Origin of the sequence: Agromyces seonyuensis, assembly GCF_009789225.1 — a bacterium.
Taxonomy (GTDB): Bacteria; Actinomycetota; Actinomycetes; order Actinomycetales; family Microbacteriaceae; genus Agromyces; species Agromyces seonyuensis.
On the sequence record NZ_WSTA01000016.1, the window covers coordinates 31,110 to 55,882 of the forward strand.

21 protein-coding genes and 1 pseudogene are annotated in these 24,773 nt (G+C 72.3%); 12 read left to right on the forward strand and 10 right to left on the reverse strand.

The genetic code is table 11. The features are described from left to right. The first annotated feature begins 99 nt into the window (after positions 1-99). Positions 100-1,230 (forward strand): acyltransferase family protein, encoded by a 1,131-nt coding sequence (locus GB864_RS05310; protein ID WP_160423306.1) that lies wholly within the window; start codon positions 100-102, stop codon positions 1,228-1,230. Here GB864_RS05310 and GB864_RS05315 read toward each other — a convergent pair. The 3 genes from GB864_RS05315 to GB864_RS05325 form a co-directional block, all read right to left on the reverse strand. Next, positions 1,187-1,987, reverse strand: a complete 801-nt coding sequence (locus GB864_RS05315) for a GDSL-type esterase/lipase family protein (protein ID WP_160423307.1) — start codon at positions 1,985-1,987, stop codon at positions 1,187-1,189. The two genes, GB864_RS05310 and GB864_RS05315, sit on opposite strands and share 44 nt — an antisense overlap. 102 nt (positions 1,988-2,089) lie before the next feature. Further along, complete coding sequence (locus tag GB864_RS05320) at positions 2,090-3,685, reverse strand: carboxylesterase/lipase family protein (protein ID WP_160423308.1); 1,596 nt, start codon at positions 3,683-3,685, stop codon at positions 2,090-2,092. A 93-nt stretch (positions 3,686-3,778) separates the two neighbouring features. Then, complete coding sequence (locus GB864_RS05325) at positions 3,779-4,360, reverse strand: TetR/AcrR family transcriptional regulator (RefSeq protein WP_160423309.1); 582 nt, start codon at positions 4,358-4,360, stop codon at positions 3,779-3,781. A gap of 105 nt (positions 4,361-4,465) precedes the next feature. On the opposite strand from GB864_RS05325, the gene GB864_RS05330 reads away from it, so the two are divergent. Next, positions 4,466-5,041 (forward strand): dihydrofolate reductase family protein, encoded by a 576-nt coding sequence (locus GB864_RS05330; RefSeq protein ID WP_160423310.1) that lies wholly within the window; start codon positions 4,466-4,468, stop codon positions 5,039-5,041. 351 nt (positions 5,042-5,392) lie between these two features. On the opposite strand, the pseudogene GB864_RS05335 reads toward GB864_RS05330, so the two are convergent. Continuing rightward, a pseudogene (locus GB864_RS05335) lies at positions 5,393-6,607 on the reverse strand (alpha-hydroxy acid oxidase); the annotation flags it as partial. A gap of 36 nt (positions 6,608-6,643) precedes the next feature. Then, positions 6,644-7,399, reverse strand: a complete 756-nt coding sequence (locus GB864_RS05340) for a FadR/GntR family transcriptional regulator (protein ID WP_336603883.1) — start codon at positions 7,397-7,399, stop codon at positions 6,644-6,646. A 131-nt stretch (positions 7,400-7,530) separates the two neighbouring features. Between GB864_RS05340 and GB864_RS05345 the strand changes: the two genes are divergently transcribed. Continuing rightward, entirely contained in the window at positions 7,531-7,962 is a 432-nt protein-coding gene (locus tag GB864_RS05345) for a DUF1707 SHOCT-like domain-containing protein (protein ID WP_160423313.1), read from the forward strand. Between the two features lie 46 nt (positions 7,963-8,008). Here the strand turns inward: GB864_RS05345 and GB864_RS05350 are convergent, their stop codons facing one another. Beyond that, on the reverse strand, positions 8,009-9,214 hold the full coding sequence (locus GB864_RS05350) for an NYN domain-containing protein (RefSeq protein ID WP_160423314.1): 1,206 nt from the start codon (positions 9,212-9,214) through the stop codon (positions 8,009-8,011). 159 nt (positions 9,215-9,373) lie between these two features. On the opposite strand from GB864_RS05350, the gene GB864_RS05355 reads away from it, so the two are divergent. Next, complete coding sequence (locus tag GB864_RS05355) at positions 9,374-10,348, forward strand: aldo/keto reductase (protein ID WP_160423315.1); 975 nt, start codon at positions 9,374-9,376, stop codon at positions 10,346-10,348. 75 nt (positions 10,349-10,423) lie between these two features. Then, positions 10,424-10,987 carry a hypothetical protein gene (locus GB864_RS05360; protein WP_160423316.1) on the forward strand — a complete coding sequence of 188 codons (564 nt, stop codon included), beginning with the start codon at positions 10,424-10,426 and terminating at the stop codon, positions 10,985-10,987. A 41-nt stretch (positions 10,988-11,028) separates the two neighbouring features. On the opposite strand, the gene GB864_RS05365 is transcribed toward GB864_RS05360, so the two are convergent. The 4 genes from GB864_RS05365 to GB864_RS05380 all read right to left on the reverse strand — a co-directional run bounded on the left by GB864_RS05365 (position 11,029) and on the right by GB864_RS05380 (position 15,278). Next, the gene (locus tag GB864_RS05365) at positions 11,029-12,546 is read right to left on the reverse strand and encodes an MATE family efflux transporter (RefSeq protein WP_160423317.1); all 1,518 of its coding nucleotides are present in this window, start codon (positions 12,544-12,546) and stop codon (positions 11,029-11,031) included. A gap of 200 nt (positions 12,547-12,746) precedes the next feature. Beyond that, positions 12,747-13,235 (reverse strand): MarR family winged helix-turn-helix transcriptional regulator, encoded by a 489-nt coding sequence (locus GB864_RS05370; protein WP_160423318.1) that lies wholly within the window; start codon positions 13,233-13,235, stop codon positions 12,747-12,749. 106 nt (positions 13,236-13,341) lie between these two features. After that, the gene (locus tag GB864_RS05375) at positions 13,342-14,847 is read right to left on the reverse strand and encodes an MFS transporter (RefSeq protein WP_160423319.1); all 1,506 of its coding nucleotides are present in this window, start codon (positions 14,845-14,847) and stop codon (positions 13,342-13,344) included. Positions 14,848-14,852: 5 nt separating this feature from the next. Further along, entirely contained in the window at positions 14,853-15,278 is a 426-nt protein-coding gene (locus tag GB864_RS05380; protein WP_160423320.1) for a MarR family winged helix-turn-helix transcriptional regulator, read from the reverse strand. A 206-nt stretch (positions 15,279-15,484) separates the two neighbouring features. Between GB864_RS05380 and GB864_RS05385 the strand changes: the two genes are divergently transcribed. From GB864_RS05385 to glgX, 7 genes are all read left to right on the forward strand, one after another. Further along, positions 15,485-15,988: a hypothetical protein gene (locus tag GB864_RS05385; RefSeq protein ID WP_160423321.1), complete on the forward strand. Its 504-nt coding sequence runs from the start codon at positions 15,485-15,487 to the stop codon at positions 15,986-15,988. Between the two features lie 179 nt (positions 15,989-16,167). Continuing rightward, positions 16,168-17,907 carry a circularly permuted type 2 ATP-grasp protein gene (locus tag GB864_RS05390; RefSeq protein WP_160423322.1) on the forward strand — a complete coding sequence of 580 codons (1,740 nt, stop codon included), beginning with the start codon at positions 16,168-16,170 and terminating at the stop codon, positions 17,905-17,907. Then, positions 17,901-18,830, forward strand: coding sequence for an alpha-E domain-containing protein (locus GB864_RS05395; RefSeq protein ID WP_160423323.1), 930 nt, complete (start codon positions 17,901-17,903; stop codon positions 18,828-18,830). Before GB864_RS05390 ends, GB864_RS05395 begins: the two co-directional genes overlap by 7 nt. Then, on the forward strand, positions 18,830-19,675 hold the full coding sequence (locus GB864_RS05400) for a transglutaminase family protein (protein ID WP_160423324.1): 846 nt from the start codon (positions 18,830-18,832) through the stop codon (positions 19,673-19,675). Before GB864_RS05395 ends, GB864_RS05400 begins: the two co-directional genes overlap by 1 nt. A 42-nt stretch (positions 19,676-19,717) precedes the next feature. Continuing rightward, positions 19,718-20,563 (forward strand): alpha/beta hydrolase, encoded by an 846-nt coding sequence (locus GB864_RS05405; protein WP_160423325.1) that lies wholly within the window; start codon positions 19,718-19,720, stop codon positions 20,561-20,563. Positions 20,564-20,680: 117 nt separating this feature from the next. Beyond that, on the forward strand, positions 20,681-22,324 hold the full coding sequence (gene pgm / locus GB864_RS05410; protein ID WP_160423326.1) for a phosphoglucomutase (alpha-D-glucose-1,6-bisphosphate-dependent): 1,644 nt from the start codon (positions 20,681-20,683) through the stop codon (positions 22,322-22,324). Between the two features lie 185 nt (positions 22,325-22,509). Continuing rightward, a partial coding sequence (gene glgX, locus GB864_RS05415) for a glycogen debranching protein GlgX (protein WP_160423327.1) occupies positions 22,510-24,773 on the forward strand: 2,264 nt, incomplete at its 3' end.

Genomic DNA, 24,773 nt, shown 5'->3' on the forward strand with positions numbered 1-24,773 from the left:
GCACGGCAGTCGGGTTCCGCGGCCGGCTGCCGTGTCGGCCTGTGCGCCGGCCCCGGGTTAGGCTATGCATCCCCCCAGGTTTCGGACGAAGGACCCGCTATGCCCGCCGCTTCTTCGCGCTTCGCCGGGCTCGACGGGCTCCGCGGGGTCGCGGCGCTCGTCGTGGCCGTCCACCACGCGCTCCTGACCGTGCCGGCGTTCGCGGCGCCGTACTACGGCCGCCCTGTCGAGGGCCGACTCGTGGAACTCATCACCCTCACCCCCGTGCACCTGCTGTGGGCCGGCACCGAAGCCGTCTACCTCTTCTTCGTGCTCTCGGGGTTCGTGCTCGCGAAGTCCGCTCAGTCGCCGCGCTTCGACTGGTTCCGCTACGTCCCGTCTCGTCTCGTGCGGCTCTACCTGCCGGTCGCCGCCGCGGTCGTGTTCGCCGCGGTGACCATCGCGCTCGTGCCTCGCACCGAACCGCAGGCCAGCCCCTGGCTCGAAGCCCGCCCCGACGCGTACGGCCCGACCTCCGTCATCTCCGATCTCTTCCTCGTCAGCGGCGTCTCGCGGGTCGTGAGCCCGTTCTGGTCGTTGCAATGGGAGATCATCTTCTCCCTGCTGCTGGCGGCGTTCGTCGCGGTCGCCGTGAAGCTGCGTCCCTGGATCGTCGTCGTCGTGAGCATCACGCTGTCGACGGTCGGCGCCGTGGCGCCGCATCCTGCGCTGCAGTACCTGCCGATGTTCGCGATCGGCGTCGCCCTCGCGCAGCTCCGACCGGAGCAGTCGAAGGCCGTCGGAGCCTTCCGTGGGATCGTGCTCCCGCTCGCGCTACTCGTCGCCGCGTTGCTGGCGACGGTCTCGCACTGGCTCCTGCTCGGTCGCGTGCCGGACGAGTGGCTGATCCCGATCGCCCACCCGCTGGCGCTGCTCGGCGTCACCACGCTCGTCGTGCTGGCCGCCTGGTGGCCGCCGCTGTCGCGCTTCTTGGCGTGGCGCCCACTGGCGTGGCTCGGGCTGATCTCGTTCAGCCTCTACCTCGTGCACGAGCCGATCGTCATCGCCATGGCCTTCTTCACCGAGAACTCCTACGCCCCGCTGCTCATCGGCGTCCCGCTCGCCCTGCTGGTCGCGTGGGGGTTCTTCCACCTCGTCGAGCGGCCGGTGCACGGCTTCGCGCGACGGATCAAGAACGGCGAGCCGCTCACCCGTCCGTCGAAGCGCTCGGAGCTGCAGCGGACGAGCTGAGCCCCTCGCGCTGCCACTCGGCGATGAAGCGCCGAGCGAGCAGGCGGTGCCCCTCCTCGTTCAGGTGCAGGGCGTCGAAGGCCACCGCGGCGTCGAGGTCGGCGTCGATCCAGCGGTCGGCGTCGGTCGGGCCGACGTAGTCGGCACCCGCCGCGAGCGCGGCCGTGCGGATCGGATCACGGAGCCGGGACATCCGGGGGCCTTCCTGGACGCTCGGGGCGACCGGGCCGAACACCACGACGCGAGCGTCGGGCCACTGGGCTTTCGCGGTCTCGACCGTGGCCTCGACGGCCATCGCGACGAGGTCGGCGTCGTACGGATAGTCATTGAGGCCGCCCTGCAGCACGACGACGTCGGGCGCCTGGTCGAGGGAGAGGTGGCGGAGCCGCTCGCGATAGCTCGCCGCGGTGCTGCCGTCGGTGCCCGTGTCCTTGACGAACCCGGTTCCGCCGACGGCGTCGACGTCCAGGTCCCAACCCAACCGTTCGGCGACGATGTCCTGCCAGGGACGGTCGTCGGCGCCGAGCCCGTAGCCGGCGGAGTACGAGTCGCCGACGACGAGCACGTCCTGCTGCTCAGCGGCATACGAGTCCGCTTCGGCCCGGGACGTGGGCGCGGCCGTCGTCGGTCCGGCGGTCGACGGGGCCGGAGTCAGCATCATCTCCGCGCTCGCGGTCGACGCCGCGCAGCCGGTCGCTCCGAAGAGGAGTGCGGCTGCAAGCACGGCGAGGTGGAGGTGCGAACGTCGGGTACCCACCGATGCAGGATACGGGCGGAAGCAATGAGGCCCCGTCACCGTGCTGTCGAGAGCGGCCTCCGACCGAGTCGCGGAGCCTGCGGCCGCCCTCAGCGGAACGGCTCAGGTGAGCGCGCGGACCGAGCCGAACCCGTCGTGCACCGTCTCCGGCAGCGGGGCGTCGAACACCTCGACCTCGGCGTTGCGGGGGGAGTACTTCGGCCAACCCGGATCGAGCTGGTGCACGAATGCGACCGCATCGGCGTGCAGCGCACCGGCGAGCATCGTGGGCGGGTTCGGGCCGAGCGCCGCGGCGACCCCGTCCGCAGCGAGACGGTCGAAGAAGAACGGCAGGTCGGAGCAGTGCACCGCCCGCTTGCGCTGCGCGCGGGAGCGCCACGCGAAGCGGGCGAGCCACGTCTTGGCGGGTCCGCGCACCTCGGCGAGTTCGAGCGCGAAGGCGCGGAACACCCGGTCGCTCACGTAGCGCCCCGCCCACCCCGCCGTGCCGCCGCGCAGGCCGGCGTTGTCGGCCACCCAGTCGCGCCGCCGACGCCGCGGGATGCCGAGCCGGCGGAGCATCCACGATTTCGGGAGGAATCGGAGCGCGCCGCGGTGCGCGTCGAAGAGCTTGGCGAACTCGTCGTCGGTGGCGGTGAGCACGAGCGGGATTCCGGCGCCGAGACCGCGCCGCGCCGCTTCGAGGATGCCGTGGGGGATGAGGTCGCCGTCGATCGTCGGCGCGAACCCGGGGCCGTCGTCGAGCAGCTCCCGGGTTGCGGCCGTGGGCTTGAGGCCGCCGGCCGCGGCTTCCGTCTCGAGCTTGGCGATGCGCTCGGGGCTGAGCGACGAGAATCCGGCGACGGTCGGCTCGACTCCGCCGAGGGCGGCGAGCGCCCGTCCGATGCGTTCGGCGCGTTCCGGCGCGACGCCCGCGTCGAGCCCCGACATCGACCAGGCGGCGCGGAACAGCCCGCGGGCGCGCGGCATCCCGAGCAACGTCAGCACGGCGGCCGCGCCGGCCGACTGCCCGGCGATCGTCACGCGCGAGGGGTCGCCGCCGAACGCGCGGATGTTGCCCTGCACCCACTCCAGCGCGAGCAGCCAGTCCAGCACGGCGCGGTTCGCCGGGGCGTCCTCGATCCAGCCGAAGCCGTCGAGCCCGAGCCGGTACGAGACGTTGACCGTGACGACGCCGTCGCGGTTGAACGCGCCGCCGTCGTACCAGGGGCTCGCCGGGGAGCCCGCGGTGAAGCCGCCGCCGTGGAAGAACACGAGCACCGGCAACGCGGCCGCGGGATCGGTCGAGGGCGTGAAGACGTCGACGTTGAGGACGTCGTCGCCGGGGATCGCCGGTTCGGGGATGAAGGTGCCGGGCAGCTCGGCGCGGAGCGGCGTGGCGCCGTGGAAGCGGGCCTCGCGGATGCCGGACCAGCGGGCCCTCGGCATCGGGGGTTGGAAGCGCAGCATGCCGACGGGCGCCTCGGCGAACGGGATGCCGAAGAACGTGATCGTGCCGTCGGCCCGGCGCCGCCCGCGGAGCGAACCCGCCGGTGCGGTCACCACGACGTTCTCCGGGTCCTCCTGGAACGCGTCGACCGGGAACCCGTCGGGCACCGCAGCCGCCCGGCCGGGTGCCGGCGGGAGCGGCTCGGCGGCACGTGCCGGTGCGTCAGGGGCGTCGGCGCTGCTCGCGCCGGGATCGTGCTGCAGCGTCATCCTCGACCTCCCCCGACTGACGATGGATGCCTCGACCGTAGCGGGTCGGCGGCGCCGGGGGAACGAGTGCGGACGGATGACTCGGACCGCGCGTCAGCGTGCGGCAGTGCGGGGGAGCAGACCCGCGACGAGGTCGTCGACGATCTCGTCGGTCGTCGTGCCGGGGTCGATGGGGCTCGTCAGGCGGTCCAGCAGCAGACCGTCGATCGCGTAGTGGAAGAGCGCGACCTCCCGCCGGCCGCCGGGCAGACCCGCGGCGACGTTGAACTCGACGTCGGCGTCGAAGCCGGCGCGTTGCCAGGCGCCGAGCACCGCCTCGAGGTCGGGACGTCGGGATGACTCGAGGCGGAGTTCGAAGAGGGCGAGCGTCACCTCGCGTTCGTCGCTGAGGCGGCGCACGATGTCGCGGAGGTAGTCGGCGAAGAGCGCGGGGCCGGGTTCGGCGTTCGCCCGGCGTTCGAGGTCGGCGGCGGTCGGCATGAGTCGTTCGCCGATGCGCTCGACGAGTCCGGCGACCAGGGCGTCGCGGCTGCGGAAGTAGTTCGCGGTGGTGCCGACGGGCACGCCCGCGGCCTGGTCGACCGCACGGTGGGTGAGCCCGCGGGAACCGTCCCGGGCCAGTACGAGGAGCCCCGCATCCGCGATCGCGCGCCGTCGGACCTCGTTCTTCGCCATTCTGCCTCCTCGGTCGTCGCCGGTCGTGGACTCGAGGGTAGCGCGAACCACTACAGCTGCGGTAGTTTCGCAATCACTACAGATGTTGTGATTCAGGAGGAACCGATGCGAGAACTCGTGTACTACGTCGCCGTCAGCCTCGACGGCTTCATCGCCGGACCGCACGGCGAGTTCGACGCCTTCCTCGTCGAAGGCGACCATATGGACGGCATCAATGCCGACTGGGCCGACACGATCCCGACGGCCGTCGCCGAGCACCTCGGGATCGCTCAGAACCGCTCGGTCGTCGACACCGTGCTCATGGGCTGGAACACGTATGCGGTCGGCCTGCCGCACGGGGTCGTGAGTCCGTACCGGCACCTGCGGCAACTCGTCTTCACGGGGTCGCACGCCGTGGAATCCGACGAGGTCGAAGCGAGCGCCGAGAACCCGGTGGAGGTGGTCCGCCGGCTGAAAGCCGAAGAAGGCGCCGCGATCTGGCTGTGCGGCGGCGGCGCGCTCGCCGCGACCCTCGCCGGCGAGATCGACCGGCTCGTGCTGAAACGCCAACCCCTGCTGTTCGGGTCGGGCATCCCGCTCTTCGGATCGCGGCCGTATGCGCCCGAGCGATTCGACGAGGTCGGGACGACGGCGTACCGCAGCGGGGTCGTCGTGTCGGAGTTCGAGCGAATCCGGGACTGAGACGCCGACGGGCCGGTCGGGCGGAAGCCCGGCCGGCCCGTCGAGTGCGCGGGATCAGTCGGCGTCGGGGGCGGCGGCATCCGGCGCGGTCGCCTTCGCGACGGCCGGCTTCGTCGACTTCGTCGCGGTGCGCCCGGGCGCCGAGGAGGCTGTGGTCCTGGCTGCGGTCTTCGCAGTGGCGGACTTCGCCGCGACCGTCTTGGCCGGAGCGGCGGTCGCCGCGGCCGTCTTGGCCGCCCGCGCCGTCGTCGGCTTCGCCGCAGCCGTCGTGCGCGGCGCGCGGACCGTGCGCGGTTTCGCCTCGGCGATCGCCTCGGCCTGCGCGGCGACGGCGGGCCGGACGCGCGTGAAGCGCGAGAGTTGCGTGACGTGCTGCGGGCCGAGTTCGTCGAGGGTGCGCACCTCGAGCAGCTTCATCGTGCGGACGATCTCGTTCGAGAGGATCTCGATCGTCTTGTCGACGCCGCGGCGGCCGCCGGCCATGAGGCCGTAGAGGTAGGCGCGGCCCACCATGGTCGACTTCGCGCCGAGCGCGACGGCGGCGACGATGTCGGCGCCCGACATGATGCCGGTGTCGACGAGCACCTCGGTGTCGCCGCCGACCTCGCGGGCGACCTCGGGCAGCAGCTCGAACGGGACGGGCGCGCGATCGAGCTGGCGTCCGCCGTGGTTGGAGAGCACGATGCCGTCGACGCCGAGGCCGGCGAGGATCTTCGCGTCGGCGAGGGTCTGCACGCCCTTCACGACGAGCTTGCCGGGCCACATCCCGCGGATGATCTCGAGGTCGTCGAAGGAGATCGTCGGGTCCATCGCCGAATCGAGCAGCTCGCCGACGGTGCCGCCGGTGGAGGAGAGCGAGGCGAACGTCAACGGCTCGGTGGTGAGGAAGTTGATCCACCAGGCGGGCCGCGGGATGGCGTTGAGGACCGTCTTCGGCGTGAGCTGCGGCGGGATCGAGAAGCCGTTGCGCTTGTCGCGCAAGCGCGCACCGGCGACGGGGGTGTCGACGGTGAAGTGCAGGGTGTCGAAGCCCGCGGCGGCGGCGCGGCGCACGAGCTCGTACGAGCGCTCGCGCTCGCGCATGACGTAGAGCTGGAACCACAGCCGGCCGTCGGGGTTCGCGGCCCGCACGTTCTCGATCGACGTCGTGCCGAGCGTCGAGAGCGTGAAGGGGATGCCTGCGGCGCCGGCCGCGCCGGCGCCGGCGATCTCGCCCTCGGTCTGCATCAGGCGGGTGAAGCCGGTCGGGGCGATCGCGAACGGGAACGCGCTCGGTCCGCCGAGCGCCTCGCGCGACGTGTCGACGTCGGCGACATTGCGCAGGATGCCGGGGTGGAACTCGATGTCCTGGAACGCCTGGCGGGCGCGGGCGAGCGAGATCTCGCCCTCGGCGGCGCCCTCGGTGTACTCGAACGCGGCCTTCGGGGTGCGGCGGTGGGCGATCCTGCGCAGGTCCGCGATCGTCAGCGCGTGCTCGAGGCGGCGGTCGGTCGGGTTCATGGTGGGCGCCTTGAACCGCATGAGCTGGGCGAGCTCTTTCGGGTTCGGGAACTGTCGCTGGACCATTCGGGGGCCTTTCGTGTCGGTCGGTCGGTCGATCGTTCAGGGCCGGGTGCCGCGCGTCGCGGGGACGGCGGTGTCGGCGTGGTAGCGGGAGATGTGCTCGTGGATGCGCGCGCCGGCGAGAGCGGGGTCGCCCGCGTCGATCGCGTCGAGAACCGCTCGGTGCTCGGCGCGCAGGCGCGCGGCCATGCGCGGCCAGTCCGCGACGGCCTCGGCGCCGGCGATCGTGTAGCGCTCGATGCCGCTGCGCAGCCCGGCCATCGTCGCGGCGACCACCTCGTTGCCTGCGGCGACCGCGAGGGCGAGGTGGAACGCGGCGTCGAGCCCGATGAAATCGGCCGCGGGGAGCCCGGGGGCGTCCATCGCGTCGAGGAGCCGACGGGCGTCGGCGAGGGGGTCGTCGCCGGTCCCGACCGGCCCGGATGCCTCGGGCGACGCCGCGGCGTTCCGTTCGGCGAGGCGTTCGGCGACGGTGCGCTCGAGCAGGAGCCGAGTCGCGACGACGTCGGCGACGGGGAAGCCGCGCGCGGCGACCTGGAGCCGCATGAGCGCGCTCATCCCGCCCTGCGGCGTGGCGGTGATGAAGGCGCCCGCGCTCGGCCCGGACCCGGTCGCGGTGCGCACCAGCCCGAGCACTTCGAGGGCGCGGAGCGCCTCGCGCACACTCGAGCGCCCGACGCCGAGGTCGGCGGAGAGGGCGCGCTCGCCGGGGAGGCGGTCGCCGACGGCGAGGTCGCCCGCGAGCATCGCGGACTCGACGTGCTGGAGCACGAGCTCCCAGGCCCGCTCGCTCACGCGCGCTCCCGTCGTCGTCGTCGGCCGGTCGCCCGGCATGTGGTCGGACCACACCGTACCAGATGTGGTCAGACCACACCGCGCGGCGGGAAGGGGTTCCCACACCGTCGGTGCTCGGGCACTCTGGGGGGATGAGCGACTACGCCGATCCCGCCACGAGCAGCCTCCGGCTCAGCGACGCCGAGCGCGCGCAGGCCGTCAAGCGCCTCGACGACGCGCGGTTGGCCGGGCGGCTCGACGGGGCCGAGTACGCCAAGCGCGCCGCGCAGGCCCGCAACGCCGTCGTCCGCGGCGACCTCGCACCCCTCTTCACCGATCTGCCGTCGGAGCCGTCCGAGTCGTCGCGCCACGAGCCGTGGAAGCCACCGGCGCGGAACTCCCGTGCCCTCGGCGGCGCCGTCGGCGCGACGATCATGGCGCTCGTCCCGTTCGTCGCGCTCGCGCTGTTCTTCCTCGTCGGCTGGGCCGGCGGCTGGGGCTGGTCCTGGGTCTTCTTCCTGCTCGTGCCGATCGCGGGCATCATCATCTACGGCCCGGGAGCCGACGAGCGCGGTCGCAGCTGACCGGTGCGGCCGGAGCCGGCCGCCCCGGGCACGAGCGGGGGTCGGGTCAGTGCTTCGGCGGCCGGATGCGCACGCGGTTCTGCTCGGTGCCGTCCAGTTCGACGACGGCGCCGCGCGACTCCAGGAAGTCGGTGAAGCTCGCGAAGCCGAGCGCACGCTCCTGGAAGCCTGGGTCCATGCGCTGCATCTGCGCCTTGACCGCGCCGGAGGACTGCCACTCCTGGTCGTTCTTCGCCCGCAGCAGCTCGAGGGCCCGTCGGAGCAGGCGGCCCGGGTTGCGGGTCGCGGTCGGGGGTTCCGCGGCGGCGGACTTGGCGGCGCCCGGCGCGACCGGCGCGAGGAACAGCGTGCCCGCGGGGACGCTCGGCGCCGCGGCGGCTGCCTCGGGCTCGGCCGCGGGCGTCTCGGGGGTCGAGGCCGGTTCGGACTTCCCGCCGCCCCTGGCCCGCCTCGGCGTGGACTTGGCCCGGGCCGGTGCATCCTTCGTCGCCGTGGACGCGACCGACGGCGCAGCCGGTTCGGCGGACGACTCCGCGGCGGACGACTCCGCAGTGGGCGCGTCGGCGGAAGGCTGCTCGGCGGCGGCATCCTCGGCCGGTGCGGCGCCCCGTCGACGTCGCCCGCGCGGCGCGGGCGGGGGCGTGGCGGGAGCGCTCTGCTCGCCCTCGCCGAGTTCGTCGTCGGCGTCGCTCGTGAGCAGCGCGTCGTAGTCGGCGAACTCGTCGCACGCGGCGGCGAGGGCGCGGCTCGTGCCGCCGGCGACGCCGATCCCGACGACGTACCGGCCGAGGCGCTTGCACTTCTGCGCGAGGGCGACGTAGTCCGAGTCGCCCGCGACGATGACGACGTGGGTGAGGTCGGGCAGTCGGAACAGGTCTTCGACGGCGTCGACGGCGAGTCGGATGTCGGCGCCGTTCTTCGTCGCCGACAACGGGAAGAGCTGCACGAGGTCGACCGCGCGGGAGATGAGCTGGCCGCGGTAGCTCGCGTTCACGGGCGTCGACCAGTCCGCGTAGGCGCGGGCCGTCGCGATCGTGCCGAAGGTGGTCGCGAAGTCGAGCACGGCGTCGAGGTCGACGGTCGCCTCCGCGAGCCGCTCGGCGGTGCGGGGGGTCGGCGTCGCGCGTCGACCGGTGTCCTTCCGGTACGCCAGGTCGCCATGGAGCTGGTCGTATCGCGAGATGACGATGTTGTCGAAGTCGAAGTAGAGCGCGACGCGCGGTTCGGCGGGCTGGGGCACTGAGCCTCCCATCGATGAATGCTCCGAGCCTACGGCGTGCGGGCGCCGACCGCCGGTTCGCCGCGGATCATGGCCGCAGCGAGCCGGGCTCCGGGAATGCTCGCAGCGGGAGGCGGTTTGATAGAGAGCGTCGCCCGTACCCGGCGGCGTCCCCCGCACGAAGGAGTCCGCATGACCGACCTCGCCGCATCGACCGATCGCGTCCGCTTCGGCGCATCCGCCCTCGAGATCGCCCCGCTCGCCCTCGGCGGCAACGTCTTCGGCTGGACCGCCGACCGCGACGCCTCGTTCGCCGTGCTCGACGCCTTCACCGCGGGCGGCGGGAACTTCATCGACACCGCCGACGGCTACTCGCACTGGGTGCCGGGCCACACCGGTGGCGAGTCGGAGGCGATCATCGGCGAGTGGATCGCGGCCCGCGGCAACCGCGAGGACGTCGTCGTCGCGACGAAGGTGAGCACCAAGCCCGACCGCGCCGGGCTCTCGCCCGAGAACATCCGCGCCGCCGTCGACGAGTCGCTCGCGCGCCTCGGCGTCGAGCGCATCGATCTCTACTACGCCCACTTCGACGACGAGTCCGTGCCGCTCGCCGACACGGCCGGCGCGTTCTCCGAACTCGTCGACGCGGGCAAGATCGCCGAGATCGGCATCTCGAACTACTCGCCCGAGCGCATCGACGACTGGTTCTCGGTCGTGGACGCGCTCGGCCTGCACCGCCCGGTGGCGCTGCAGCCGCACTACAACCTGCTCGAGCGCGGCTTCGAAGGTCCGCTGCGCGAGCGCGCCGAGCGCCACGGCCTCGCCGTGTTCCCGTACTTCGGGCTCGCGAAGGGCTTCCTCGCCGGCAAGTACCGCTCGGCCGAGGACGCCGCGGTCGAGGGCGCGAGCCCCCGGGCCGCCGCCGCGGTCGGCTACCTGGAGCGCGGCGGCGACCGCGTGCTCGCGGCCCTCGACGAGATCGCGGCCGCCCAGCGCGTGCCGGTCGCGGCCGTCTCGCTCGCCTGGCTGCGCCGCCAGCCGACGATCGCCGCGCCCATCGCGAGCGCCCGCACGATCGAGCAGCTTCCCGCACTCCTCGCGTCGCTGCGCGTCGACCTCACCGCCGGCGAGCTCGCGGCCCTCGACGCGGCGTCTCGCACGGCCTGATCCGGCACGGGCGGGCGCCGTCGTGCTCGACGTCGCCCGCCCGTCGCCCGGGGACCCGGGCGTAGCGTTGCGGGCATGGATGCCTCGAGCGAGCAGGAGGCGGGACGCCTCCGGGGACGTGCGACCCGCCGTCGCGATCGGCACGAGGACGACCCGACCCACGTCGTCGACGCCCTCAAGGAGCGCGTCTACGCGACGTTCACCGGACTCGCGATCGTGCTCGTGCTGCGCGCGAGCGTCGAGCATCTGAGCCCGGAGGGCGCGTTCGGGACGCTCGCCGTCGGCATCCTCGCGATCACCCTCGCCGGCTTCGCCGCCGACGTCATCGCCCACCTCGCGGTGCACGCGGGCTTCCCGGACGGCGCCGAGTTCGTCGGGATGCTCCGGGTCTCGGGCTCGGCCCTCGCGTCGGCGTCGATCCCGCTCATCCTGCTGCTGCTCGCCTGGGTCGGGGTGCTGGGGCTCGAGCCGGCACTGCGCATCGCCGCGATCGTCTACGTCGCGACCCTCGCGGTCATCGCGTGGTTCGCCGTGCGCCGCACGCGGCTCGCGTGGTGGAAGCAGCTGCTCGCGATGGGCATCCTGGTCGCCATCGGCTTCGCCGTCATCGCGCTCCAGCAGCTCGCGCACGGGCACTGAGCCGGCGCCGGGAGCCGAAGCGCCCCCGGGCGTCGACGGGATCAGGACGCCCGAGCCGGCACGTCGTCGCCGGCATCGAGGGTGCCGATCCCCTCGGCGGGTTCGTCGGCCGTCGTCGGCGGTGCCGCCTCGAGCGCGCGACGGGAGGCGATGACGAGCGCGAGAGCGAGCAGGAAGACGAGCAGCTCGGTCGCGGTCATCGCCCAGATCACCCCCGTGAGGCCGAACAGGGCGCTGCCGCCGAGCACGATCGGGATGAACAGCACGCCCTGCGCGATCGACATGATCGTGGCGTTGCGCATCTGTTCGGTGGCCTGGAAGACCGCGATGACGAGTCCGGTGAACCCGTTGAAGAGCGTCGCCACGAGCATCGCCGTGAGGATGCGGGTGCCGTCCTCGACCACCGCCGGGTCGGAGGAGAACAGCGCGAAGACCTCGTCGCGAAAGAGGAACACGATCGTGGAGAAGATCGCGACCGCCCCGGCGATGGCCAGTGCCGCCCCGCGGATCGCGGCGCCGAGCCGGGCGCGATCGCGGGCGCCGAAGGCGAAGGCCAGCAACGGGATGACCCCCATGAACACGCCCATGCAGATCATCTCGGAGAGCTGCGAGACGCGGAGCGCGACCCCCATCGCCGCGAGGAGCGCGTCGCCGTAGGCCACGGCGACCCAGTTCATGACGAGCGTCGTCACGACGAGGAACGCGGCCATGAGCAGCTCCGAGACTCCGACGCCGAAGACGGTCCTCACGAGGTCGCGGTCGAGCGAGACGTCGGCGGGCGCGAGCGAGACGGTCGTGCTCCGACGGCCGAGCCACCAGGCGTAGTACCCGACCATCACGAGGTTCGCGAGGCCGACCGCGATGCCGGCGCCGAGCACGCCCAGGCCGAGCAGCAGGATGAAGACCACGTCGAAGACCAGGTTCGCGACGGTCGAGATGATGATGCCCGTCATCGACGAGAGGGCCGCCCCCTGGGCCCGGACGAGCTGCTCGAGGGCGAGCGCGGCGATGACGGCGGGCGCGAAGACCGCGAGTGCGCCGATGTAGGCGGACGTCGGGGCGAGCGCCGCGCCGCTCGCGCCGACCGCGAGGGCGAGCGGCGTCGCGAAGACGAGACCGAGCACGGCGACGAGGATGCCCGCCGCGACGCCGCCCCAGAGGGTGAAGGCCGAGACCTGGCGGATGCGGGCGTGCACGGCGGCGTGGTCGGCGTCCGGCTCCTCGAGGGAGCCGAGCAGCCGGGTCGCGTAGGTCCCGCCGCCCACGCCGAACATGTTGCCGATCGCCATGACGAGCGCGAAGACGGGCAGCGACAGGGTGATCGCGGCGAGCATCGGCGTCGAGCCGAGCGAGCCGATGAACGCCCCGTTGATGATGTTGTAGACGCTCCCGACGGAGAGCCCGGCGATCATCGGGATGCAGAGGTGGACGAGCGAACGCCAGATCGGCGTCGTCGCGAGGTAGGCGCGGTCCTTGGCGGCCGCCGCGCTCGTGGGATCTGGTGCGGTGGCGCCGCCCGCTTCAGGAGCGGGTGCGGGTGCGGGTGCGGTGTCGGTCATGGTGACCTCCGGGGTGGTGCGGGGGCGCGCTGAGGCGTCCGAAGGCAGGTGTGATCGCAACGCGGTCCCCGTGCTGGAGCGCGCGGGAGCGTCGTGCGGGCGCCGCGGACGTGCTGACGTCGTGCGGTATCGGGAAGGGCGTGGCCGACCGCTTCGGCGGTCGGAGGCTGGGGGCGATGCGAGGCTCGGTGAGCCGGGTATCAGCTCGGGCGGTGGCCTTCGCGTTCAGGAGCGCCGCCTCGTCGTCGTTCGTCCTCGGGGACGTCGATCTGGACGGCGACCCGTTCGAGCAGCGCCACGAGCTGGGCCTGCTCATCGTCGTCGAGCACGGCGAAGAGCCGTCGTTGCGATTCGATGAGCGCTTCGGCGAAGCCGTCGGTGAGGCCGAGGCCCTTCGCGCTCGCCCGGATGACCTTCGCGCGGGAGTCCGTGGGGGAGGGCGTGCGCTCGATGAGCCCGCGCTCCTCGAGCCCCTTGAGCAGGCTCGTCACGCTCGCCGGCGTCGTGCCGGTGATGTCGGCGATCTCGCGGGCGATCACGCCGTGCTCCTGGTTCATCTGGATGAAGTTGAGCGCGAACGACTGCTGGGGCGTCAGGCCCGTGCCTTTGACCCACTGGTCCGCCGCATCCCGCTGCGAGAACGAGATGAGCCGGATCAAGGAGACGAGGCGCTCCGTGTTCGAACTCATAGTTAGAACTCTAATAGTTAGAATTCTAACTGTCAAGCACGTTCGGTTCCGGGGCGCCGGGGGTCCGGGCACCGAGCCCTGGATCGGCGCCGCCCGCCGCGCGTCGTCAGTCGGTGCGCTCGGCCCGCTTCGGGAGGGAGATCGGCGTCGTGAGGGCGAGCTCCTCGGAGAAATCCTCGGGCACGAGCTCGTCGGCCGGCACCGGCAGGCTGCGCCGGGCGGGCGCCTCGCCCTCCGGGACGCGCTCGTGGGCGGGCTCGACGCGGTCGGGCGCCGCCGCCGGCATCCGCTCCCGCTTCGGCGCGGCCACGACGACGGGCTGCTCGGCGGTGATCGCCGCGAGCGATGCGGTGGGGGCGTCGTCGAAGGCGAGGCGCACGCGGGAAAGCCGGCGGCCCTCGACGCGCTCGCGCTCCAAACGCATCCCGCGGGCGGCGACGAGCCAGACGAGGCCGACGATGCCGGCGAGGATGCCCGATGCGGCGCCGACCCCGAGCGCCCAGCGCGGGCCCCAGGCGTCGGCCACGGCGCCGACGAGCGGTGCGCCGAGCGGCGTGCCGCCCATGAGGATCGCCATGTAGATCGCCATGACGCGGCCGCGGAGCGCCGGCTCGGTCGTCGTCTGCACGTAGCCGTTCGCCGTTGTGAGCATCGTCACCGCGGAGAGGCCGATGAGCACGAGGGAGGCGGCGAACGTCCAGTAGGTCGGCATGAGCGCGCTGAACGCGGCCGCGAGGCCGAAGCCGCCGGCGGCGATGATGACGACCCGAAGGCGGGCGCGCTCGCGGCGGGCGGCGAGCAGGGCGCCGGTGAGGGAGCCGATCGCGAGGATCGAGTTGAGCACGCCGTACTCGCCCGCGCCTCGGCCGAAGGCGACCGCCATCGTCGAGGAGAAGATCGGGAAGTTCATGCCGAACGCGCCGACGAGGAACACGATCACGAAGACGACGACGAGGTCGGGCCGTCGCATGGCGTAGGTGAAGCCGGCGATGAACTGGCCGCCGGGGGCCTTGCGTTCGGCGACGCGCGGGACGGTGAGGTGGCGCAGCGCCCAGAGCGCGCCGAGCACCGCGAGGAACGTGAACGCGTTGACGACGAACACCCACCCCGAGCCCACGAGCACGATGAGGAAGCCCGCGAGCGCCGGTCCGATCATGCGGGCGGCGTTGAAGGACGCCGAGTTCAGGGCGACGGCGTTCGACATGTCGGTGGAGGAGACGAGGTCGGCGACGAACGTCTGCCGGGCCGGGGTGTCGACGGCGTTCACGATGCCGAGCGCGAGCGCGAACAGGTAGAGGTGCCAGAGCTCGGCGTGGCCGAGCAGCAGCAGGAGACCGAGGCCGAGGCCGAGCAGCGCGAGCGCCGACTGCGTGGCGATGAGGATCTTGCGGCGGTCGAAGCGGTCGGCGATGAGCCCGGTGATCGGCACGAGCAGCAGCGGCGGGGCGAACTGGAGGGCCATCGTGATGCCGACGGCGAGGGCATCCGTGTCGCTGAGCTCGGTCAGCACGACCCAGTTCTGCGCGGTCGACTGCATCCATGCGCCGATGTTCGAGACGAGCGCCCCGACGAACCAGATGCGGTAGTCGCGGACCGCGAGGGAGCGGAACATGGAACTCATTCGGCGGTGATCCCCCGCATGATCTCGGTGGCGCGGGCGAGGATCTCGCGATCCTCCTTCGGCAGTGCGCGGAGCCGCTCCGTGAGCCAGGCGTCGCGCCGCGACACGGTCGCCTTCACGACGGCGCGGCCGGCGTCGGTCAGGTCGATGTTCATCTTCCGCCGGTCGCGCTCGTCGGCCGTGCGGGCCAGCCAGCCGGACTCCTCGAGGCAGTCGACCGTGCGATTCATCGAGGGCGCCGACACCTTCTCGTGCTCGGCGAGGCTCGTGAGGGTCTGCGTGCCGTGCAGGTTCAGCACCGCGAGCACCGCGAACTGCCCGTCGCTCATGTCGTCGACGGACTTCTGGGCGCGCAGGCGCCGCGCGAGGCGGAAGACCGCGATGCGCGTCTCGGCACCCTGCTCGGCGATGGATTTCGACATGATCCTTAGCGTAGCTCATTAGCCTCGCTAACTATTTCCGTGCGCCTCCCGGCTGCCCGGGACCGGCGTCGGGCAACGCCTCGGCGCTGGCTATGCTTCGTCTGTGCCGGACCCGAACCGGCTCCGGTGGCCGCCCCGGCCACCGACCCCACCCGCAGGCCGCGTGCGATCGCACGTCGTCGTGCGACCCCGAAAGGCGACGTCCCATGCTCGGCATCTCCACTCTCCGTTCCGCACCCGCCCGCTCGAGCGTGCGCCGTCTCGCGGCGGTCGCCGCAGCGGGCGTGCTCGCGTTCGCGCTGACCGGCTGCTCCGCCGTCGTCGACGAGGTCGTCGAGGCCGCCCAGAGCGCGAACGACGATGTCGCGAGCGCCGCGCCGGTCGAGGAGGACGCCGCCCCGGTCGAGGAGACCGGCGGGGAGACGGCGTCGGGCGGCGAGGCCGCGGCTCGGCAGATCCTCATCGACGGTTTCACCGCCTGGGGGTACTCGGACCCCGCGTTCGAGGAGGTCGTCACGTCGATCGTCGACACGGTCGTCACCGGGCTCGAAGCGGGCTGCAGCGACCCCGCCGCGTTCGAGACCGGGTTCACGCCGTCCTTCGTCTCGTCCTTCAACACGAGCAAGGGCGACGACGCGAGCCTGCCCGACCTCAGCGCGGACGCGGTCTCGCCGGTCGTGCTCGACGCGCTCGACGCCCTCTGCGCCTGACCCGACGGGCCGGCCGGCCGGCCGAGTAGCGCCGGCGTCCGCTCCCGAGGCCGTTCCGTTCCGGTCTCGGGGCGGGAGCCCCGTTCCCGACCGGTGCGGCGGCGACGACCGGAGGCACCGACCCCCGCATGTCGCGTGTCGGAAACCGGCGGGAAACGAACCGCTGGTTGGCTCACGTCATGGGAACGCTCTTCGACGGCTACACCGCCGTGAAGCCGACCAGGCGGCGCCGCAAGTCGGCCTCGCCCTGGGACGAGATGTTCGCGGGCGAGGACGGCGCCGACGCGCGCGAGTCCTACCGCGAGATCCATCGAGTGCTCGCCCGGATGACGCAGTCCGAGCTTCGCGGCCGAGCCGACGCCCTCGCGAGCTCCTATCTCGCGCAGGGCGTCACCTTCGACTTCGCCGGGGAGGAGCGGCCCTTCCCGCTCGACGCCGTGCCGCGCGTCATCGAGGCGTCCGAGTGGTCGACGCTCGAGGCGGGCATCGCGCAGCGGGTCCGGGCGCTCGAGGCGTTCCTCGACGACGTCTACGGCCCCCAGAACGCCGTCGCCGACGGCGTCATCCCGGCGAAGCTCGTGACCTCTTCGGCCCACTTCCACCGGCAGGCGGCGGGCATCCGGTCGGGCAACGGCGTGCGCATCATGGTCGCCGGCATCGACCTCGTGCGCGACGAGCACGGCGCCTGGCGGGTGCTCGAAGACAACGTGCGGGTGCCCTCGGGCGTCTCCTACGTCATCTCGAACCGCCGCGTCATGGCGCAGACGCTGCCCGAGCTCTTCAGCTCGATGCCCGTGCGGCCGGTCGGCGACTACCCGAACCGGCTGCTCAGCGCCCTGCGCGCCGCGGCGCCCGACGGCGTCGACGACCCGACGGTCGTCGTGCTCACGCCCGGCGTCTACAACTCGGCCTACTTCGAGCACACCCTCCTCGCGCGCCTCATGGGCGTCGAACTCGTCGAAGGGCGCGACCTCTTCTGCTCCGGCGGGCGCGTGTGGATGCACACGACCGCCGGGCCCACCCGCGTCGACGTCATCTACAAGCGGGTCGACGACGAGTTCCTCGACCCCCAGCAGTTCCGGCCCGACTCCGTGCTCGGCGCCCCGGGACTCATGCTCGCGGCCCGCCTCGGCAACGTCACCATCGCGAACGCCGTCGGCAACGGCGTCGTCGACGACAAGCTGATCTACACCTACCTGCCCGACCTCACCCGCTACTACCTCGGCCAGGACCCGATCATCCCCAACGTCGACACGTGGCGGCTCGAGGAGCCCGAGGCGCTCGCCGAGGTCGTCGACCGGCTCGACGAACTCGTCGTCAAGCCGGTCGACGGTTCGGGCGGCAAGGGCATCGTGATCGGTCCGGATGCCTCGCGCGCCGAGCTGAACAAGCTGCGCAAGCGCCTCATCCGCGACCCCCGGGGCTGGATCGCCCAGCCGGTCGTGCAGCTCTCGACGATCCCGACCCTCGTCGACGACGGGATGCGCCCGCGCCACGCCGACCTCCGGCCCTTCGCGGTCAACGACGGCGAGGAGGTGTTCGTGCTGCCCGGCGGCCTGACGCGCGTTGCGCTCGCCGAGGGGCAGCTCGTCGTCAACTCGTCGCAGGGCGGCGGCTCGAAGGACACCTGGGTGCTCGGCGAGACCTCGGCCGCGCCGACCGGACCCGTGCCGACCCGCGGTGTCGGAGAGCTCGTCGCCGACCAGGCGACCGGGCCCGGGGCCGGCCCGCACGGCGGCCCGCAGAGCCCCGGCAACGGCAACGTCATGGCCCCCGGCGGCGAGGTGCGCCACGAGGCGCCGCGCGCCGCCTCCCTCGGGCTCGACGCGTCCCCGCAGGACGAGGACGCCCCCGCCCGCCACCAGCAGCAACAGCAGCAACAGCAGCAGTCGAACCGGACGGAGGTGGCGGGATGCTGAGCCGCATCGCCGAGGCGCTGTTCTGGATCGGCCGCTACGTCGAGCGCAGCGACGGCACGGCCCGCATCCTCGACGTGCACCTCCAGTTGCTGCTCGAGGACCCATGGGTCGACGAGGACGCGGCCTGCCGCAACATCCTCGGCGTCATGGGCACCGAGCCGCCGCCGGACGCGGTGCTCGGCCGAGACCAGGTCATCGACCTGCTCGCCGTCGACCGCGAGCATCCGGCATCCATCGCCTTCTCGATCGGCGCCGCTCGCGAGAACGCCCGCCGCGCGCGCGAGATCGTCTCGACCGAGCTCTGGGAGGTGCTCAACGAGACGTATGCGCGGATGCCGCGCCGCATCGCGCACGACCGCGACCACGAGTTCTTCCGCTGGGTGCGCGACCGCGCCGCCCTCGCGATCGGCGTCGTCGAGTCCTCCCTCAGCCGCGACGACGTGTGGCAGTTCTTCTCTCTCGGCCGCGCGATCGAGCGCACCGACATGACCGCCCGGCTCCTCGCCACCCGCTCCGTGCCCGAAGGCGCGAGCCCGTCGTGGACGACGATCCTGCGCTCGTGCGGCGGGTACGAGGCGTACCTGCGCAGCTACCGCGGCGTGCCGTCCTCGCGCAGCGCGGCGGAGTTCCTGCTGCTCGACCGGCTCTTCCCCCGCACGGTGATCGCGTCGATCACCCGCGCCGAGGAGTGCCTGCGCGAGCTCGACCCGAACCAGGGCCGCGTCGGCGTGCCGGCCCCGGCCCGGCGCCTCCTCGGCCAGATCCGTTCGAACCTCGAGTACCGTCCGATCGGGGAGCTCCTCGACGACCTGCCCGGGGAGATGGAGTCCGTGCAAGCGCTGACCTCGCAAGTGAGCGAGGCGATCCGCGCGAGGTACTTCCCGACCGACGCGATGCCCGTGTGGACGGGGGAGGTGTCCTGATGAGCCGACTCCGGATCGTGCACCGCACCGGCTTCGCCTACGCGGCGCCCGCGACCGCCTCCTACAACGAGGCTCGGATGCTGCCGCATTCGAGTGCCGGGCAGTTCGTGCTGCAGGCCGGGCTCGACATCCGCCCGGCGGCGTCGCAGCACACCTACCTCGACTACTGGGGCACTCGCGTGTCGACCTTCGAGGTGCTCACCCCGCACCACGAGCTCTCGGTCACGGCCACGAGCGTCGTCGAGGTGCGTCCCGCTCCCGAGCCGACGGGCGGCCTCTCCTGGGACGAACTCGCGATCGCCCGCACGGCGACGGTGGGGCTCGTCGAGCAAGCGGGCCAGACCGAGGCGACGGCGCCCCCGAAGGAGCTCCGGCAGCTCGCGGCCTCGATCGTCGCCGAGGGCGACTCGGTCGCGGCATCGGCCTTCGCCATCGCCGAGGCGGTCGGCGCGGCCATCGAGTACGTCCCCGGTTCCACGGGCGTCTCGACGACCGCGAAGGATGCCTGGAAGCTGCGCCGCGGCGTCTGCCAGGACATCACGCACCTCACCCTCGGCGCGCTGCGCTCGGTCGGCATCCCGGCCCGCTACGTGTCGGGGTACCTGCACCCGAAGCCGGACGCGGCGATCGGCGAGGCCGTCGTCGGCGAATCGCACGCGTGGGTCGAGTTCTACGACGGCACGTGGCAGGGCTACGACCCGACGAACCGTTCCCCGATCGGGGAGATGCACGTGCTCGTCGCGCGCGGCCGCGACTACACCGACGTCACCCCCTTGCGCGGTGTCTATGCGGGCACCGCTGCGAGCCGCCTCTTCGTGGAGGTCGAGATCACCCGGGAGGCGTGAGCCCGGGCACGAACCCGCCCGTGGGCCTGGCAGAGTGTGCGCATGGCGCACTTCACGGATGCTCACGGGGTTCGGATCCACTACGACGTCTGGCGCGCCGCCGACCCCGTCGCGATCGTGCAGCTCACCCACGGCATCGGCGAGCACACCGGCCGCTACGCGTGGGTCATCGGCGAGCTCAACGCCGCCGGCTACACCGTCTACGCCGATGACCACCGCGGGCACGGGCGGACGGGGTTCGAGCAGCACGGCGGCGACCTCGACCGCCTCGGGAACCCCGGCCCCGGCGGGATGCGCGCCGCGATCGCCGCGGTCGAGCGCTTCGCCGGCGTCATCCGCGAGGCCGAGCCCGACCTGCCGCTCGTGACGATCGCCCACTCGTGGGGCTCGCTCATGGCGCAGATCATCGTGAACCGCGCCCCGGCGACGTGGGACGGCGTCGTGCTGACGGGCACCGCGTACCGGACGCTCCGCTGGATGGATCCCGGCTACGACCTCAACCGCAAGCATCGCCGCCTCGGCACGACCGGCATGGAATGGCTCAGCCGCGACCCGGCCGTCGCTGCCGCCTTCGTCGCCGATCCGTACACGACCGCGACCCCGCTGCCGAAGCTCTTCGGGTTCTTCGACTCGTTGCGCCTCCTCGGCCGCCCGAAGCCCGGGCTGCCGCCCGAACTGCCGATCCTCATCCAGGTCGGCTCCGACGACACGCTCGGCGGCGAGGAATCCGCGAAACGGCTGCTCGCGGCGTACTCCCGTGCGGGCATCCTCGACGCCTCGCTCATCGTCTACGACGGCGCCCGGCACGAGGTCCTGAACGAGACCAACCGCGACGAGGTCCTCGCCGACACGGTCCGCTGGCTCGACGAGCGCTTCGCGACGGACTAGACCCTCCGTCGGTCGAGGAGCGAAGCGTCTCGAGACCCGGCAGGTCGCCGGCGCGGTCTCGTTGCGCTCCTCCGTCGCCACTCGACCAACCGAAGCGCCCGGTGCGAGACTGGGACAATGCACGAGCGAGCGGGAACTCCGGCACAGTCATCCGATCTCATCGACGTCGACGCCCTAGTGCGCGCGTACTACGACCTCAAGCCCGACCCGTCGGTGTCGACGCAGCGGGTCGCCTTCGGCACGTCCGGCCACCGCGGGTCGGCGTTCGACACGGCCTTCAACGAGGACCACATCCTCGCGATCACGCAGGCGATCGTCGAGTACCGGGCGGCCCAGGGCACGACGGGGCCGCTCTTCATCGGCGCCGACACCCACGCCCTGTCCGCCCCCGCGCTGACGACCGCGGTCGACGTGCTCGTCGCGGGCGGCGTGCGGGTGCTCGTGGACGAGTACGACGACTACGTGCCGACGCCGGCCGTCTCCCACGCGATCCTGCGCTGGAACAACGACCCGGCGCTCCGCGCCGAAGGCGAGGCCGACGGCATCGTCGTCACCCCGAGCCACAACCCGCCGGCCGACGGCGGCTTCAAGTACAACCCGCCGCACGGCGGCCCGGCGGACTCCGACGCCACCTCGTGGATCGCGAACCGCGCGAACGAGCTCATCGCGGGCGGCCTCGTCGACGTGAACCAGGCCGAGCCCTCGGCCGTCGAGACGTATGACTTCCGCGGCATGTACGTGCGCGACCTCGAGCACATCATCGACATCCAGGCCATCAAGGACTCGGGCATCCGCATCGGCGCCGACCCGCTCGGCGGCGCGTCGGTGTCGTACTGGGCGCTCATCCGCGACCACTACGAGCTCGACCTGAGCGTCGTGAACGAACTCGTCGACCCGCAGTGGTCGTTCATGACGCTCGACTGGGACGGCAAGATCCGCATGGACCCGTCGAGCCCGTCGGCCATGGCCGGCGCGCTCGCGAACCAGGGCGACTACGACATCCTCACCGGCAACGACGCCGACGCCGACCGCCACGGCATCATCACGCCCGACGGCGGCCTGATGAACCCGAACCACTACCTCGCGGTGGCGATCCAGTACCTCTACAGCCACCGTCCCGAGTGGCGCGACGACGCGGCGATCGGCAAGACGCTCGTCTCGAGCCGCATGATCGACCGCGTCGCCGCCGCCCTCGGCCGTCGCCTCTGGGAGGTGCCGGTCGGCTTCAAGTGGTTCGTGCCCGGACTCGTCGACGGGTCCGTCGCCTTCGGCGGGGAGGAGAGCGCCGGCGCCTCGTTCCTTCGGAAGGACGGCACCGTGTGGACGACCGACAAGGACGGCATCCTGCTCGCCCTGCTCGCCGCCGAGATCCGCGCGGTCACCGGCAAGTCCCCGTCCGAGCTCTACGCGGAGCTCGTCGCTGAGCACGGCGAGCCGGCCTACGCGCGCGTCGACGCCCCGGCGACCCCCGAGCAGAAGGCGGCCCTGTCCAAACTCGACGGCGACGCGATCGCCGCGACCGAGCTCGCCGGGCAGCCCATCACGGCGAAGCTCTCGAAGGCCCCCGGCAACGGCGCGGCCATCGGCGGCGTGAAGGTCGAGTCCGAGGATGCCTGGTTCGCCGCGCGTCCCTCGGGCACCGAGAACGTCTACAAGATCTACGCCGAGTCGTTCCGCGGGCCGGAGCACCTCGCCGAGGTGCAGGCCGAGGCGAAGGCGATCGTGGACGCCGCGCTCGGCGGCCCCGCGTCGGTCGAGTAGGCGCGCAGCGCCGTATCGAGACCCGGTGCGACGGTCTCGATACACGGCTTCGCCGCTACTCGACCGGCGTTGCGCTTCCGCGCAAGGGGGCGCACCGGAGGCGGTCGGGCAATAGAGTGGGCCCACGCGTCCCGCGGGTCGCCGACGGCGGCCGGGATGCGAACCCGAACGTTCGAGGGGGACGAATGGAATCGTGGCCCGGATCGCCCTACCCGCTCGGTGCGACCTTCGACGGCAGCGGCACGAACTTCGCGCTCTTCAGCGAAGCCGCCGACCGCGTCGTGCTGTGCCTCTTCGCCGAGGACGGCACCGAGACCCAGGTCGAACTCCAGGACGTCGATGCGTTCGTGTGGCACGCGTACCTGCCGCAGGTGCAGCCGGGGCAGCGCTACGGCTACCGCGTCCACGGGCCGAACGACCCGGCGAAGGGCGAGCGGGCGAATCCGAACAAGGTGCTCCTCGACCCGTACGCGAAGGCGACCGAGGGCTCGTTCGACTGGGACCCCTCGCTCTTCGGCTACGACTTCGGCGACCCGGACTCGCGCAACGACGACGACTCGGCCGGCCATGTGATGCTCTCGGTCGTCATCAACCCGTTCTTCGACTGGGCGGGCGACCGCCGCCCGAACACGCCCTACTCGTCGAGCCTCATCTACGAGGCCCACGTGAAAGGCCTGACGAAGCTGCACCCCGAGGTGCCGGAGGCGCAGCGCGGCACGTACGCCGGCATCGCGCACCCGGCCGTCATCGAGCATCTCCAGCGGCTCGGCGTCACGGCCATCGAGCTCATGCCCGTGCACCAGTTCGTGCAGGACTCGACCCTGCTCGAGCAGGGCCTGCGCAACTACTGGGGCTACAACACGATCGCGTTCTTCGCGCCGCACAACGAGTACTCGTCCACCGGCGGGCTCGGCCAGCAGGTGCAGGAGTTCAAGTCGATGGTGCGGGCCCTCCACGCGGCCGGCATCGAGGTCATCCTCGACGTCGTCTACAACCACACGGCGGAGGGCAACCACCTCGGCCCGACGATCGGGTTCCGCGGCATCGACAACGCCGCCTACTACCGGCTCGAGGCGAAGGATGCCCGGTACTACACCGACTACACGGGCACGGGGAACTCGTTCAACGTGCGCCACCCGCACTCGCTCCAGCTCATCATGGACAGCCTCCGGTACTGGGTCACGGAGATGCACGTCGACGGGTTCCGCTTCGACCTCGCGGCGACGCTCGCCCGCGAGTTCTACGACGTCGACCGGCTGTCGACGTTCTTCGACCTCGTGCAGCAGGACCCGATCGTCAGCCAGGTCAAGCTCATCGCCGAGCCGTGGGACGTCGGTCCCGGCGGCTATCAGGTGGGCAACTTCCCGCCGCTCTGGACGGAGTGGAACGGGCAGTACCGCGACACCGTGCGCGACTTCTGGCGCGGCGAGCCGTCGACGCTCGGGGAGTTCGCGGCCCGATTGACGGGGTCGGCCGACCTCTACGAGAACTCCGGCCGCAAGCCCGTCGCCTCGATCAACTTCGTCACCGCCCACGACGGCTTCACGCTGCGCGACCTCGTCTCGTACAACGAGAAGCACAACGACGCCAACGGCGAGGAGAACCGGGACGGGGAATCGTTCAACCGGTCCTGGAACTCCGGCGCCGAGGGGCCGACCGACGACCCGGGCATCCTCGGGCTGCGCGCCCGCCAGCAGCGCAACTTCCTCGCGACGTTGCTGCTCAGCCAGGGCGTGCCGATGCTCGCGCACGGCGACGAGCTCGGCCGCACGCAGCTCGGCAACAACAACGGCTACGCGCAGGACAGCGAGCTCACCTGGGTGCACTGGGATGCCGCGGACGAGCCGCTCATCGAGTTCACGGCGGCCCTCGCGCGGCTGCGGAAGGCGCATCCGACGTTCCGGCGCAGCCGGTTCTTCGACGGGCATCCGGTCGATCGCGAAGACGGCGGCCCGCTGCCCGACATCGCCTGGGGCAAGCCCGACGGCACGCTCATGCGGCCGAAGGACTGGGACGCCGGCTTCGGCAAGGCGCTCTCGGTCTTCCTGAACGGCGAGGGCATCCGCCAGCGCGATTCGCGCGGACAGCCGCTTTCGGACGTCGACTTCCTGCTGTTCTTCAACGGGGGGGACGCCCTCGACTTCACGATCCCGACGGGCGCGCGGCCCGACCGCGAGTGGGAGCTCGTCGTCGACACGGCCGGCATCGCCGAGGGGCAGGCGCGCTACCGCGCGGGCGACGTGCTGAATCTGCCGACCCGCTCGCTCGCGGTGCTGCGCGCCTTCGAGCAGTCCGAGGTCGAGCCGGACCACTCGGTGGCCGCGTCGCTCGCCGCGATGGCGCAGCCGACCGCCCCCGTGCCGCCGTCCGCCTCGGCCGGCACCGCGGCGGGCTCGGCTCCGGCGCCGCGCGCGTCGAAACCGCGGCGGGCGAAGGATGCCTCGGGTGC

Bases quoted from the DNA above. Each gene is read 5' to 3' on its own strand.
- GB864_RS05385 (WP_160423321.1), top strand. From the start codon at position 15,485: ATGCTCGGCATCTCCACTCTCCGTTCCGCACCCGCCCGCTCGAGCGTG.
- GB864_RS05375 (WP_160423319.1), bottom strand. From the start codon at position 14,847: ATGTTCCGCTCCCTCGCGGTCCGCGACTACCGCATCTGGTTCGTCGGG.
- GB864_RS05365 (WP_160423317.1), bottom strand. From the start codon at position 12,546: ATGACCGACACCGCACCCGCACCCGCACCCGCTCCTGAAGCGGGCGGC.
- GB864_RS05355 (WP_160423315.1), top strand. From the start codon at position 9,374: ATGACCGACCTCGCCGCATCGACCGATCGCGTCCGCTTCGGCGCATCC.
- GB864_RS05395 (WP_160423323.1), top strand. From the start codon at position 17,901: ATGCTGAGCCGCATCGCCGAGGCGCTGTTCTGGATCGGCCGCTACGTC.
- GB864_RS05345 (WP_160423313.1), top strand. From the start codon at position 7,531: ATGAGCGACTACGCCGATCCCGCCACGAGCAGCCTCCGGCTCAGCGAC.
- GB864_RS05370 (WP_160423318.1), bottom strand. From the start codon at position 13,235: ATGAGTTCGAACACGGAGCGCCTCGTCTCCTTGATCCGGCTCATCTCG.
- GB864_RS05405 (WP_160423325.1), top strand. From the start codon at position 19,718: ATGGCGCACTTCACGGATGCTCACGGGGTTCGGATCCACTACGACGTC.
- GB864_RS05320 (WP_160423308.1), bottom strand. From the start codon at position 3,685: ATGACGCTGCAGCACGATCCCGGCGCGAGCAGCGCCGACGCCCCTGAC.
- GB864_RS05350 (WP_160423314.1), bottom strand. From the start codon at position 9,214: ATGGGAGGCTCAGTGCCCCAGCCCGCCGAACCGCGCGTCGCGCTCTAC.
- GB864_RS05325 (WP_160423309.1), bottom strand. From the start codon at position 4,360: ATGGCGAAGAACGAGGTCCGACGGCGCGCGATCGCGGATGCGGGGCTC.
- GB864_RS05310 (WP_160423306.1), top strand. From the start codon at position 100: ATGCCCGCCGCTTCTTCGCGCTTCGCCGGGCTCGACGGGCTCCGCGGG.
- GB864_RS05330 (WP_160423310.1), top strand. From the start codon at position 4,466: ATGCGAGAACTCGTGTACTACGTCGCCGTCAGCCTCGACGGCTTCATC.
- GB864_RS05360 (WP_160423316.1), top strand. From the start codon at position 10,424: ATGGATGCCTCGAGCGAGCAGGAGGCGGGACGCCTCCGGGGACGTGCG.
- GB864_RS05380 (WP_160423320.1), bottom strand. From the start codon at position 15,278: ATGTCGAAATCCATCGCCGAGCAGGGTGCCGAGACGCGCATCGCGGTC.
- GB864_RS05400 (WP_160423324.1), top strand. From the start codon at position 18,830: ATGAGCCGACTCCGGATCGTGCACCGCACCGGCTTCGCCTACGCGGCG.
- GB864_RS05390 (WP_160423322.1), top strand. From the start codon at position 16,168: ATGGGAACGCTCTTCGACGGCTACACCGCCGTGAAGCCGACCAGGCGG.
- pgm (WP_160423326.1), top strand. From the start codon at position 20,681: ATGCACGAGCGAGCGGGAACTCCGGCACAGTCATCCGATCTCATCGAC.